This window comes from Streptomyces sp. NBC_00597, from assembly GCF_041431095.1.
In the GTDB taxonomy this organism is placed as follows: Bacteria; Actinomycetota; Actinomycetes; order Streptomycetales; family Streptomycetaceae; genus Streptomyces.
The window spans coordinates 5,260,048-5,272,484 of record NZ_CP107757.1 but is presented as its reverse complement, the minus strand read 5'-3'; the positions used below and the strand labels follow the sequence as shown (position 1 = coordinate 5,272,484).

Here is a 12,437-nt window from a genome sequence, read left to right as displayed (position 1 = left end):
CGAGGGGATGTCCGCTCCGTGGTCAGGGGGTGCGGCGGCGGAGGGTGGCCGCGCCGAGGGCGAGGACGAGCAGCGCGCAGGCGGCGACGATCACGGCGTCGCGGACGAAGTCGGCGGTCATGTCGGTGTGGGTGAGGACCTGGGTCATGCCGTCGACGGCGTAGGACATGGGCAGCGCGTTCGAGATGCCTTCGAGGACGGGCTGCATGGTGTCGCGTGCGGCGAAGAGCCCGCAGAGCAGCAGCTGGGGGAAGATCACGGCCGGCATGAACTGGACGGCCTGGAACTCGCTGGCGGCGAAGGCCGAGACGAACAGGCCGAGGGCGGTGCCGAGCAGGGCGTCGAGGAGGGCGACGAGCAGGAGCAGCCAGGGCGATCCGACGACGTCGAGGCCGAGGAGCCACAGGGCGAGGCCGGTGGCGAGGAGGGACTGGACGACGGCGACGGCTCCGAAGGCGAGGGCGTAGCCGCCGATGAGGTCGCCCTTGCCGAGCGGCATGGCGAGGAGGCGTTCGAGGGTGCCGGAGGTGCGTTCGCGCAGGGTGGCGATCGAGGTCACCAGGAACATGGTGATGAGGGGGAAGATCCCGAGGAGGGACGCGCCGATGCTGTCGAAGGTGCGCGGGCTCCCGTCGAAGACGAAGCGCAGCAGCGTCAGCATCAGTACGGGGACCAGCAGCATCAGCGCGATGGAGCGCGGGTCGTGGCGCAGCTGGCGCAGGACGCGGGCCGCGGTGGCGGCGGTGCGGGCGCCGCTGATGGCGGAGGTGGCGGTCATCGGCTCTGCTCCTGGACTGCGGCGGCGGGTGCCGCGGCGGGTGCGGCGGTGGCGTTGGCCTCGTCGACGAGGCGGAGGAAGCCCTCTTCGACGGTGGCGGAGTGCGTACGGGTGCGCAGTGCGTCGGGGGTGTCCTGGGCGAGGATGCGGCCCTCGCGCATGAGGAGCAGGTCGTGGCAGCGCTCGGCCTCGTCCATGACGTGGGAGGAGACGAGGATCGTGGCGCCGCGGGTGGTGGCGATGTCGTGGAAGAGGTTCCACAGGTCGCGGCGCAGGACGGGGTCGAGGCCGACGGTGGGTTCGTCGAGGACGAGGAGTTCGGGGGCGCCGAGGAGTGCGACGGCGAGGGAGACGCGGCTGCGCTGGCCGCCGGAGAGGTTCCCGGCGAGTGCGGTGGCGTGGGTGGTGAGGTCGACGTCGGCGATGGCGCGGGTGACGGTGTCGCGGCGGCGGTCGGCGGCGGCGCGGCCAGGGTCGAGGACGGCGGCGAAGTAGTCGAGGTTCTGCCGGACGGTGAGGTCGTCGTAGACGGAGGGGGCCTGGGTGACGTAGCCGATGCGGGAGCGGAGCTCGGGGTGGCCGGCGGGGCGGCCGAGGACGTCGAGGGTGCCGGTGACGTGTGCCTGGGTGCCGGCGACGGCGCGCATGAGGGTGGATTTGCCGCAGCCGGAGGGGCCGAGGAGGCCGGTGATGCGGCCGCGGGGGACGTCGAAGGCGATGCCGTCGATGACGGTGCGGGGGGTGCAGCCGGTGCCGCGGCGGACGGTGAGGCCGCAGGCGTGGACGGCGGCGGCGGTGGCCTCCGCCGGGGCCGTGACGGCTCCCCGCTCTCGATTATTCATCATGTGATGAATAATGCTCCTGGCGGTGCCGGGGCGTCAATCACCGGGAGGGATGAGGCCTACTTCTTCCGCTTGGGGCGGCGCGCGGCCGGATTGCCCGTACGGGTGCTGCGGCGGCGGGCGAATTCGGCGGTGGCGCGCTCGTACTCGGCGCGGCGGAGCCGTTCACCGGGGGCTTCGGCGAAGCAGCGCAGGAAGTACGCGATGAGGGAGCCGATGAAACCGATCGTCTTCAGGCCCTTGAGGGCGGCCTCGTCGGAGGAGGGGGCCGGCCGGCGCTTGTAGGAGTCCCAGGTCTTCACGAAGGCGATGGAACTGGCGATCGCGAAGAGGACGACGACGGAGATGCTGAGGAACGGGCCGACGTCGCCGATCTCCAGGCCCTCGTAGGAGAGGCGGAGCAGTACGGCCGCGGCCACCGCGGTGATGAGCGAGCCGGCGGCCATGGCGACGCGGCGCAGGGCGTAGCCGCCGTCGTGGTCCACCCAGGTGGTGCCGAAGAACCGGATCGGCTCGGGCTGGGGCCCCGCGGCCGCCGCAGGAACCCGCGCGGCCGGCTGGGCCGGCTCGGCGGGGGTCTGGTCTCGCTGGTCGTCGTCGCTCACACCGGCGATTATCCCCCGCCGGGCCTGCCGCGCCGGGGTCGTCTCACGTGTCAGACGGGGGCCCTGCGCGCGGCCGGGGCGCGGCCGCCGCGGGCGGTGTCAGCCGCAGCGGGAGGTGACGTAGCCGTCGCTGCCGGTGTTCACGTACGCGTCGGACACGAACTCGCCGTTGCCGATGCAGTCCCAGAGATCGGTCGTGCCGTACGGGCCCGAGACGTTGGTGCCCTCCGACTGGCAGCGGATCCCGACGGAAGCGCCGTACGGCAGGACGCTCACGATCGCGTAGTTGGTGCCGGGGCCGCTGCGGACGTTCACCCGGTAGCCCGGCGCGACCGGGAACGTCGGGAATCCGGAGCCCGAGGCAACGCTCTGGACTTGGCTGGAATCGTTCTCCACCGACATGCGAAATCTCCCCCCGTGGATGTTGCCGTGCGCAACTCGCGCAGGGTAGCAGGACCTTTGGAGATTCGTACGGCGCATCGACTAGGCTCCGGCGGGGGTGGTGAGCGGTGCATTCGCTGCGCGCGGACTACGTGGGCTTTCCGGAGTACGCCGGGCAGTACCGGCTCGAATCGGTGCTCGGCTCCGGCGGGATGGGCGTGGTCCACCTCGCCACCTCCGGATCGGGGCTGAAACTCGCCGTCAAGATCGTTCATGCCGAGCACGCGGTCGATCCGGAGTTCCGTGCCCGGTTCCGGCAGGAGGTCGGCGCCGCCCGGCGGGTGAGCGGAGCGTTCACCGCGCCCGTCGTGGATGCCGATCCGGATGCCGAGCGGCCCTGGATGGCCACCCTGTTCATCGACGCCCCGACGCTTTCGGAGCGCGTACGGGAGCGCGTGCTGGACCCCGCCGAACTGGCCCGGCTCGCCGCCGGGCTGGCGGAGGCCCTGCGGGACATCCACCGGGCGGGCGTCGTCCACCGCGACCTGAAGCCCAGCAACGTCCTGATGGCCCCCGACGGGGTGCGCGTCATCGACTTCGGCATCTCGCGGCCGGCGGACAGCGACCTGCGGACCGAGACCGGCAAGCTGATCGGCACGCCGCCGTACATGGCGCCGGAGCAGTTCCAGCGGCCGCGGGAGGTGGGCACGGCCGCGGACGTCTTCGCGCTGGGGGCCGTCCTCGTCCATGCGGCGACGGGGCACGGGCCGTTCGACTCCGACAGCCACTACCTCGTGGCGTACCAGGTCGTGCACAGCGAGCCCGACCTGACCGGGCTGCCGCGGGAGCTCGTACCGCTCGTCGCACGGTGCCTGGCGAAGGAGCCGGCCGACCGGCCCACCGCGGAGCAGCTGATCGCGGAGATGCGGGCGGTGGCGTACCCGACCTCCGAGGACACGCAGAGCTTCGTTCCGCGGCCGCGGCCGCCGGTCGAGGCGAAGGCCGCGGCCGAGGAGCCCACCCACCGGCGGGACCGTGTCGCGCCCGCGGGCGCCGGCGGCGGGCGGCGCGGCCGGGCGCTCCTGGCGGCCGGGCTCGGGCTGCTGCTGGCGGTCGCGGCGGGCGGCGGCTACCTGCTGTTCGCGTCCGACGCGGGAGGCGGCCCGGGACGGCTCGCCGCGGAGAAGTCCGGCCACGGCGCGCCGTCACCGCAGCCCTTCGTGCCGTGGGCGGTCCCGCTGGGCGGACAAGGGCCGGGACAGGGGCAGGCCCAGGGGCGTTCGACCGTCGCCTGCTCCTGGCAGGGCGCGGCCCTGTACTGCTCGGGCGCGGGGCTGGCCGTGGCCCGGCTCAGCCCGGCGGACGGAGCGGTGATGTGGTCCGTCCCGGCGAACGCCCCCGCCGGCACCCGGACCGCGAAGGACGCCCCCTTGTACGCGGGCGGGCTCGTCCTCGCGGTGGCGCAGGGCAGCGAGCTGCTCCAGGCCCGGGACCCGGCCACGGGCGAGGAGCGCTGGCGGCGCGGCCTGCCGGGTGGGGCGCACATCGTCCCGGCCGGCGCGCTGGTGCTGGCCGTCGCGGCGAACGGGAGCGTCACCGCGCTCGACGCGGCGACCGGAGCCCCGCGCTGGACCAAGCAGATCGGCGGCCTGGGCTCCGTGTGGTGGAGCGGATCGGAGGAGTCCGGCGACCCGGCGGGACCGGTGGGACCGGTGGGACCGGTGTACGTGGTGACGCCGGACGGCGACGGCAGGTCGACGCAGCTCATGGCCGTGGACCCGGCGAACGGTTCGACCCACTGGCAGATGCGCACCGCCGGGCTGCTCCAGCCCGCCGGCGTGGCGCAGGGCGGGATCTACCTGCTGGACAACGACGTGCAGACGAAGACGGACGCGGTCGTGCGGGTGGATCTGGGCACGCGCGCCGTGAAGCGGGTGCAGCTGGCGACACCGCTCTACCAGGCCCAGGCATCGGTGGGCCCGGACGGGGTGGTGTACGCGTTCGGCGCCTCGGGCGGGCTGGCGGCGATCGGTGCGGCCAGGGAGGAGTGGCGGCTGGAGACGGGCCTGGCCGTCGCGTCCCGGCCGGTGTTCGCCGACGGGCGGGTCTACCTGACGGCCCCCGACGGGCGGCTCCTGGCGGTCGATGCGCGGACGGGTCGCCCGGCGGGACAGACCGAGCCGCGGATGTCCTCCGGCCAGAGCACGTTCGCCGCGTCCTTGCCGGCGCCGGTGGTCGTCGCCGGCCGGGTCTACGCGTCGGCCCCGGACGGCTCGGTCTTCGCCGCGGACGCGTCTGCCCCGGCGACCTGGTGACGCCCGGCTCCCGGCCGGGCCCGGAGTCGGCGGAGCCCCGCCGGGGTTTCCCGGCGGGGCTCCGCACTCGCTCGTGCTGCTGACGGCCGACGGCTGACGGAGTCCGGCGTCAGCCGGCGTCCCGACCGCGTCCGCGTGTCAGAGGCGGCTGACGTCGCGCACCGCGCCCTTGTCGGCGCTCGTGGCCATCGCCGCGTAGGCGCGCAGGGCCGCCGAGACCTTGCGCTCGCGGTCCTTCGGGGCGTAGACGCCGTTCAGGGCGGCGTGCCGGGCGGCCAGCGTGGCCTCGTCGACCAGGAGCTCGATCGACCGGTTCGGGATGTCGATCCGGATCCGGTCGCCGTCCTCGACGACGGCGATGGTGCCGCCCGAGGCCGCCTCGGGGGAGGCGTGGCCGATGGACAGGCCCGAGGTACCCCCGGAGAAACGGCCGTCCGTCACCAGGGCGCAGACCTTGCCGAGGCCGCGGCCCTTGAGGAAGGACGTCGGGTAGAGCATCTCCTGCATGCCGGGTCCGCCGCGCGGGCCCTCGTAGCGGATGACGACGACGTCGCCCGGCTGGATCTCCTTGCGGAGGATCTTGTCGACGGCCTCGTCCTGCGACTCGCAGACGACGGCCGGCCCCTCGAAGGTCCAGATCGACTCGTCGACGCCCGCGGTCTTCACGACACATCCATCGGCGGCGATGTTGCCGCGCAGCACGGCGAGGCCGCCGTCCTTGGAGTACGCGTGCTGCACGGAGCGGATGCAGCCGCCCTCGGCGTCGAGGTCGAGGGTCTCCCAGCGCTCGGACTGGGAGAAGGCGGTGGCGGAGCGCTTGCAGCCGGGGGCCGCGTGCCACAGCTCCATGGCCTCCTCGCTCGCCGTCCCGGAGCGGGCGTCCCAGTTCGCGAGCCAGTCCTCCAAGCCCTTGGAGTGGACCGTGGTGACGTCCTTGTTCAGGAGCCCGCCGCGGTGCAGCTCGCCGAGGATGGCGGGGATGCCGCCGGCGCGGTGGACGTCCTCCATGTAGTACGTGCCGCCGGGCGCCACGTTCGGGGCGACCTTGGCCAGGCACGGGACGCGGCGCGAGACCTCGTCGATGTCGGTGAGGTCGTAGTCCAGGCCCGCCTCCTGCGCGGCGGCCAGCAGGTGCAGGATCGTGTTCGTGGAGCCGCCCATGGCGATGTCGAGGGCCATGGCGTTCTCGAAGGCCTGGCGGGTGGCGATGTTGCGCGGCAGGAGGGACTCGTCGCCGTCCTCGTAGTACCGCTTGGTGATCTCCACGACCGTCCGGCCGGCGTTCTCGTACAGGGCGCGGCGGGCGGTGTGCGTGGCGAGGACGGATCCGTTGCCGGGGAGGGCCAGGCCGATGGCCTCGGCGAGGCAGTTCATCGAGTTGGCGGTGAACATGCCACTACAGGAACCGCAGGTCGGGCAGGCGTTCTCCTCGATGCGCAGGATGTCCGCGTCCGAGATGTTCTCGTTGGAGGCGTCGACCATGGCGTCGATCAGGTCGAGCTTGCGGACGGTGCCGTCCACCAGCGTCGCCTGGCCGGCCTCCATCGGGCCGCCGGACACGAAGACGACCGGGATGTTGAGGCGCATGGCGGCCATCAGCATGCCGGGGGTGATCTTGTCGCAGTTGGAGATGCAGATCAGAGCGTCGGCGCAGTGCGCCTCCACCATGTACTCCACGCTGTCCGCGATGAGGTCGCGGGAGGGCAGGGAGTACAGCATGCCCGCGTGGCCCATGGCGATGCCGTCGTCGACGGCGATCGTGTTGAACTCGCGCGGGATCGCACCGGCCGCACGGATGGCGTCGGAGACGATCCGGCCGACCGGGGCCAGGTGCGTGTGTCCGGGGACGAACTCCGTGAAGGAGTTGGCGACCGCGATGATCGGCTTCCCGATGTCCTCGCTCGCTACGCCCGACGCACGCATAAGGGCGCGCGCGCCCGCCATGTTGCGGCCGTGGGTGACGGTGCGGGACCTCAGCTCGGGCATCGGGTTCACTCCCCATGAGTGCGGTGGCGCGGGGCGCCTGCCGCGACTGTACGACTGTGGATATGGCTCGGTTACGAGGCTACGCCCCCGGACCGTCATGCGGACACGTTGTCCGCATGACGGGACGGGGGGCTCAGTCCTCGGTCAGGTAGCGCTGCAGTGTGGGGGCCACCAGCGTGACGATGGCCTCCGGGTCCGCGGACGCGAGGGGCTCGATCCGGACCACGTACCGCAGGAGCGCGATGCCGATCATGTGGGAGGCGGCGAGCTCGGCGCGGAAGGTGGGGTCGGGGACGTCGAGGTCGGCCGCGACCCGCTCCAGGACCCGGCGCAGGATCAGCCGGCGCAGGACCGCCGCCGCGGCCTCGTGGGTGAGGGCGGAGCGGACGACGGCGAGGAGGGGGGCCCGGGAGGCCGGGTTCTCCCAGATGCCGAGGAAGTACCGGGCCAACCGTTCGCCAATGCCGTCGGGGCCCTCCCCCACGATCGCGGGGACGCCGAGGGCCGGCTCCATGGTGACCTCGATGGCGGCGGCGAACAGGTCGTCCTTGCTGCCGAAGTAGTGGTGCACCAGCGCCGGGTCCACGCCGGCCACCTTCGCGATGCCGCGGACGGACGTCTTGTCGTACCCGCGCTCCGCGAACACCTCGCGGGCGGCGAGGCGGATCCGCTCCTGGGTGCCGGGTCCGTCGTCGGCCTCGTCGTGGCGGGGACGGCCGGGGCCGCGGCGCGGCTTGGCGTGCTCAGTCACCGGCGGGGGGCCCTGACCGGGGCGGCGGTGGCACTCGCCGCGAGGTGGAGCCGGGTGAAGGCCAGCGCCTCGGCGAGGTCGGCCTCACGCTCTGCCGAGGACATCGCACGGCGGGTGTTGACCTCGATGACGACGTGCCCGTCGAAGGAAGCCCGGGCGAGCCGCTCCAGCAGCTCGGCGCAGGGCTGCGTACCGCGGCCGGGTACGAGGTGCTCGTCCTTCGCGGACCCGTTCCCGTCGGCGAGGTGCACGTGCGCGAGCCGGTCGCCCATCCGGTCGATCATCTCGGTGGCATCGGTCCGGGCCGTCGCGGTGTGCGACAGGTCGACCGTGAAGTGCCGGTAGTCGTCCTTGGTCACGTCCCACTCGGGGGCGTAGGCGAGCATTTCCCTGTCCCGGTAGCGCCAGGGGTACATGTTCTCCACGGCGAACCGCACATCGGTCTCGTCGGCCATCCGCCAGATTCCGCTGACGAAGTCCCGCGCGTACTGCCGCTGCCACCGGAACGGCGGGTGCACGACGACGGTGGACGCCCCGAGCCGCTCGGCCGCGGCCTGCGCCCGCTGCAGCTTGGTCCACGGATCGGTCGACCACACGCGCTGCGTGATCAGCAGACACGGCGCGTGCACGGCGAGTATCGGCACCTGGTACTGGTCCGACAGCCGCCGCAGCGCATCGACGTCCTGGCTCACCGGGTCGGTCCACACCATCACCTCGACGCCGTCGTAACCGAGGCGCGCGGCGATCTCGAAGGCGGTCGCCGTCGACTCCGGATAGACGGAGGCGGTGGAGAGGGCGACTTTCGCGGTCGGGATGCGGACTGGTTCTGCCACGGGGACAGAGTACGGGCCGACCCCCCTCCCCCGCCGTGACGATCACCACCCCGACCCGGCGCTGATGGCGGTTCGGCCGCCGCCCGGCTCCGGCTGGGCCCGCCCCGGCGCGGAACCGGCCTGCTCATGGGCCCCGGCCGGGCAGCCGGATCCCCCGGGACCGGGCCCGGCTGCGCTGATGGGGCCCTGCTCGCGCCGCTCGTGTCCGGCTGACCGTCCTTGGGGGGCTTCCCGACCGTCCTTGTTCAGTGGGGGGCCAAGGCCCCGCCCGGGCGCAGGGCTCGTACCGCCCCGCCCCCTACGACGGCAAGTGGTCCAGTCTGCGGAGGATGACGCCCTCGCGCAGGGCCCAGGGGCAGATTTCCAGGGTGTCCACGCCGAACAGGTCCATCGCGCCCTCGGCGACCAGGGCGCCCGCCAGCAGCTGGGCCGAGCGGCCTTCCGAAACGCCCGGGAGGGCGGAGCGCTGCGCGGTCGTCATCGCCGCGAGGCGCGGGACCCACTCCTCCAGGGACTTGCGGGTCAGGTCTCGCTGGACGTACAGCCCGTCGGCCGAGCGGGCCGCGCCCGCGATGCGGGCCAGCTGCCGGAAGGTCTTGGACGTGGCCACGACGTGGTCCGGGGCCCCGAACCTGCTGAACTCGCCGACGGTACGGGCGATCTGGGCCCGGGCGTGCCGGCGCAGGGCCCGTACGTCCGCCGGGTCCGGCGGGTCGCCCGGGAGCCAGCCGGTGGTGAGGCGGCCCGCGCCGAGCGGCAGCGAGACCGCCGCGTCGGGGTCCTCGTCGATGCCGTAGGCGATCTCCAGCGAGCCGCCGCCGATGTCGAGGACCAGCAGCTTGCCCGCGGACCAGCCGAACCAGCGGCGGGCGGCGAGGAAGGTCAGCCGCGCTTCGTCCTCGCCGCTGAGGATGGGCAGGTCGACGCCGGTCTCCTGCTTGACCCGCGCCAGGACCTCATCCGCGTTCGTGGCCTCCCGTACGGCGCTGGTCGCGAAGGGCAGCACGTCCTCGCAGCCCTTGTCCTCCGCGGCCTGCGCGGCTTCGCCGATCACCGACACGAGGCGCTCTATGCCCTCCGGGGTGACCGCTCCGCGCTCGTCGAGCAGCTCCGCCAGCCGCAGTTCCACCTTGTGCGAGTGCGCCGGCTGCGGGCGCGCGCCGGGGTGCGCGTCCACCACCAGCAGGTGGATCGTGTTCGAACCCACATCAAGGACACCGAGTCTCATGGGAGGAAACGCTACTGTGCGGCTGGAGTATGGGTGGAGTAAGGGGCGCTTAGGCTTGGGTTTGTGCCAAATACGAAGAAGGCCAACAAGTCCAAGACCGCCAAGCCGGCCAAGAAGGCCAAGCCCGCTCAGGCCAAGGCTCCGGTCGCCGGTGACGAGAAGGGGCTCGACTTCCCCCGGGCCTGGGTGGAGTTCCCCGACCCCGCCGATGCAGAGCAGGTCTTCCGCTGTGACCTGACCTGGCTGACCTCCCGCTGGACGTGCATCTTCGGCAGTGGCTGCCAGGGCATCCAGGCCGGGCGGGCCGACGACGGCTGCTGCACGCTCGGCGCGCACTTCTCCGACGAGGACGACGAGAAGCGGGTCGCCGAGCACGTGACGCGGCTGACCCCGGAGCTGTGGCAGTTCCACGACGTCGGCAGCGAGACCGGGTGGACGCAGCACGACGACGACGGGGAGAAGCAGACCCGCCGCTGGGACGGCGCGTGCATCTTCCTGAACCGGCCGGGGTTCCCCGCGGGGGCCGGCTGCTCGCTGCACATCCTGGCGATGCGCGAGGGGCGCGAGCCACTGGAGACGAAGCCGGACGTGTGCTGGCAGCTGCCGATCCGCCGGACGTACGAGTGGATCGACCGGCCCGACGACACCCGCGTGCTCCAGGTCTCGATCGGCGAGTACGACCGGCGCGGCTGGGGGCCGGGCGGGCACGACCTGCACTGGTGGTGCACGTCGGCGACGTCGGCGCACGGCGCCGGCGAGCCGGTGTACGTGTCGTACCGCGCCGAGCTGACCGAGCTGATGGGCAAGGAGGGGTACGAGGCCCTCGTGAAGCTGTGCGAGGCGCGGTTGTCCTCGCTGCTGCCGATGGCTCCGCACCCCGCCGACCCCGTCGGCTAGCCCCGTACGCCCTGCACGCGGTCGCTCACGGGGAACCCGTGGCCGGCGCGCTCGGATCCGTCGGTGGGGAAACCGTTCCTCCTGATGCGCTCGGCGTCGGTGTCGGCGTGGGCGCGGGGGTTTGCGTCGGCGTGGGAGTGGGCGTCGGGGTCGGCGTGGGGGTCGGGGTCGGCGGCGTCGGGTGCGCGGGTTCCGTCGGAGTGGGCGCCGGGCGGCCGCGGCCCTGGATCGAGACGACCGCGCCACCGGGGTCCACCCCGACGCGGGCGGACCAGGCGCCCACGGGCTGGGCCCCGGTGTCGACGGTGATCCAGACGGTGACCGATTCCCCGGGGGACACCGTGCCCGCGGTGCGGCTGGCGCGCAGCCAGGGGGCGTCGGACCAGAGCTGCCAGTCCACCGGGGCCCCGCCGGACCCGGTGAGGGTGAGCACGGTGGTGCCCCCGTGCGAGGAGGCGGCGACGGAGAGCCGGCCGGTGTTCCCGGCCCGGTCGGGGGCGGGGGGCGGACCGGCGCTGATCACCTCGACGGAGACGTCCGGGGTGTCGGGGCCGGAGCTGCTCGTGGCGAAGCCGGGCTCGCCGGTGGTGTGGGCGGTGTTGCCGGCGTTCTCGTACGCGGGCAGCGGGCCGCCGCCGCGGCGCGGCGCGGCGATCTCGGACTCGCTCGCGGAGATCCGGGTGGCGTCGGCGCCGACGGGCTCGCCGGTGTGCGGTCCGCCGCGGTAGGCCGCCCAGAGCGCGATGACCGGGGCCGCCACGACGGTGGCGACGACGGTGGTGGTCACGACCCGGGCGCGCAGCCGGTCGCGGCGGGCGGCGCGGTCCCTGGGGTCCACGGGGAAGCCGGTGCGGTCGAAGCGCGGGCCGGCCGGTCGGCGTCGGCCCCGGCCGCTGCCGCTGCCGGAGCGGAGCATGGCCGCGCGGACGGCGGTGCGCGGCGCGGGGACCAGTGGGAGGGCGGCGTCGATGCCGCCGGTGCCGGGCCAGGGGGCGGCGGCGTTGACGCGTTCGGCGACGCGGCGGCAGCGCGGGCAGTCGTCGACGTGGCGGACGAGCTCGGCGCGCAGGGTGGTGGACAGCAGCACCTGTCCGTCGCCGGTGAGGCGGGATACGGAGGGGCAGCTGCCGGTCTCGACGACGGCGAGGGCGGCGCGGGTCCGCTCCACCTCGCAGGCGGCGCCGGCGAGCAGTTCCCGGGCGGTGGCGGGGGGCGTGCCGAGGACGGCGGCGAGTTCGGGGACGCCGAGGCGGTGGCGGACGGCGAGTTCGAGGGCTTCGCGCTGGGCGGGCGTGGTCCCGGCGGCCTCGGGCCAGGCGAGCCGGGCCAGCTCGGTGCGCCGGTACGCGCTGACGTCCAGAGCGCGGCGCACCTCCGGCGCGTGCTCGGCATCCGTGCGCTCCGGCGTGCGCCGGGTGGAATGCGCTCCCTGCCGGGGCCGCCGGTGCTCGGCCAGCCGCCGCAGGCAGCCCCAGCGGGCGAGGGCGTACAGCCAGGCCCGCCGGTCCCCCTCGCCGGGACATCGGCCGGGATGGCGCTCGGCGACGGCCAGGACCTCGGCAAGGACCTCGGTGGCGACGTCGTGGTCGCACAGGACCGAGAGGCAGTAGGTGAACAGGCCGTCCAGGTACGGCTCGTGCCGGAAGGGGGGCGGAGCCGGCTGTTCTCCTTCGGGGCCTTCATCGCTGACGGGACCTCCGGGACCCTCGGGGCCCTTGTGGCCTCTGGGGCCCTCGGGAGGCGTGCGCCCGTGCGCCCGGTGTGCGCCGGTGCGCATGGCGGGGCTTTCCTGGTTGCGGCTGCTCACCCTGGCGAAGGTAG

11 protein-coding genes are annotated in these 12,437 nt (G+C 73.8%); 2 read left to right on the top strand and 9 right to left on the bottom strand.

All coding sequences use genetic code 11. The features are described from left to right. Positions 1–22: 22 nt before the first annotated feature. The 4 genes from OG974_RS23900 to OG974_RS23885 all read right to left on the bottom strand — a co-directional run bounded on the left by OG974_RS23900 (position 23) and on the right by OG974_RS23885 (position 2,627). Complete coding sequence (locus OG974_RS23900) at positions 23–778, bottom strand: ABC transporter permease (protein ID WP_328763339.1); 756 nt, start codon at positions 776–778, stop codon at positions 23–25. Continuing rightward, on the bottom strand, positions 775–1,623 hold the full coding sequence (locus OG974_RS23895) for an ABC transporter ATP-binding protein (protein WP_371644414.1): 849 nt from the start codon (positions 1,621–1,623) through the stop codon (positions 775–777). Before OG974_RS23895 ends, OG974_RS23900 begins: the two co-directional genes overlap by 4 nt. Before the next feature lie 56 nt (positions 1,624–1,679). After that, the gene (locus OG974_RS23890; protein WP_371644412.1) at positions 1,680–2,225 is read right to left on the bottom strand and encodes a hypothetical protein; all 546 of its coding nucleotides are present in this window, start codon (positions 2,223–2,225) and stop codon (positions 1,680–1,682) included. A gap of 99 nt (positions 2,226–2,324) precedes the next feature. Further along, the gene (locus OG974_RS23885; protein ID WP_371644411.1) at positions 2,325–2,627 is read right to left on the bottom strand and encodes a peptidase; all 303 of its coding nucleotides are present in this window, start codon (positions 2,625–2,627) and stop codon (positions 2,325–2,327) included. Positions 2,628–2,734: 107 nt separating this feature from the next. Between OG974_RS23885 and OG974_RS23880 the strand changes: the two genes are divergently transcribed. Further along, positions 2,735–4,921, top strand: a complete 2,187-nt coding sequence (locus tag OG974_RS23880; RefSeq protein WP_371644409.1) for a PQQ-binding-like beta-propeller repeat protein — start codon at positions 2,735–2,737, stop codon at positions 4,919–4,921. A 138-nt stretch (positions 4,922–5,059) separates the two neighbouring features. Here the strand turns inward: OG974_RS23880 and ilvD are convergent, their stop codons facing one another. The 4 genes from ilvD to OG974_RS23860 form a co-directional block, all read right to left on the bottom strand. Then, a complete protein-coding gene (gene ilvD / locus OG974_RS23875; protein WP_327284717.1) occupies positions 5,060–6,907 on the bottom strand; it encodes a dihydroxy-acid dehydratase in 1,848 nt (615 codons plus the stop codon). 133 nt (positions 6,908–7,040) lie between these two features. Beyond that, complete coding sequence (locus tag OG974_RS23870) at positions 7,041–7,658, bottom strand: TetR family transcriptional regulator (protein ID WP_327284716.1); 618 nt, start codon at positions 7,656–7,658, stop codon at positions 7,041–7,043. Beyond that, positions 7,655–8,491, bottom strand: a complete 837-nt coding sequence (locus tag OG974_RS23865; protein WP_327284715.1) for a sugar phosphate isomerase/epimerase — start codon at positions 8,489–8,491, stop codon at positions 7,655–7,657. The genes OG974_RS23870 and OG974_RS23865 overlap by 4 nt, the downstream gene beginning before the upstream one ends. Positions 8,492–8,789: 298 nt before the next feature. Further along, entirely contained in the window at positions 8,790–9,719 is a 930-nt protein-coding gene (locus OG974_RS23860) for a Ppx/GppA phosphatase family protein (protein ID WP_327284714.1), read from the bottom strand. A 63-nt stretch (positions 9,720–9,782) separates the two neighbouring features. Between OG974_RS23860 and OG974_RS23855 the strand changes: the two genes are divergently transcribed. Then, positions 9,783–10,616: a hypothetical protein gene (locus tag OG974_RS23855; RefSeq protein WP_327284713.1), complete on the top strand. Its 834-nt coding sequence runs from the start codon at positions 9,783–9,785 to the stop codon at positions 10,614–10,616. Between the two features lie 25 nt (positions 10,617–10,641). On the opposite strand, the gene OG974_RS23850 is transcribed toward OG974_RS23855, so the two are convergent. Then, the gene (locus tag OG974_RS23850; protein WP_371644406.1) at positions 10,642–12,423 is read right to left on the bottom strand and encodes a hypothetical protein; all 1,782 of its coding nucleotides are present in this window, start codon (positions 12,421–12,423) and stop codon (positions 10,642–10,644) included. Positions 12,424–12,437: the final 14 nt, after the last annotated feature.

Bases quoted from the DNA above. Each gene is read 5' to 3' on its own strand.
- OG974_RS23900 (WP_328763339.1), bottom strand. From the start codon at position 778: ATGACCGCCACCTCCGCCATCAGCGGCGCCCGCACCGCCGCCACCGCG.
- OG974_RS23895 (WP_371644414.1), bottom strand. From the start codon at position 1,623: ATGATGAATAATCGAGAGCGGGGAGCCGTCACGGCCCCGGCGGAGGCC.
- OG974_RS23885 (WP_371644411.1), bottom strand. From the start codon at position 2,627: ATGTCGGTGGAGAACGATTCCAGCCAAGTCCAGAGCGTTGCCTCGGGC.
- ilvD (WP_327284717.1), bottom strand. From the start codon at position 6,907: ATGCCCGAGCTGAGGTCCCGCACCGTCACCCACGGCCGCAACATGGCG.
- OG974_RS23860 (WP_327284714.1), bottom strand. From the start codon at position 9,719: ATGAGACTCGGTGTCCTTGATGTGGGTTCGAACACGATCCACCTGCTG.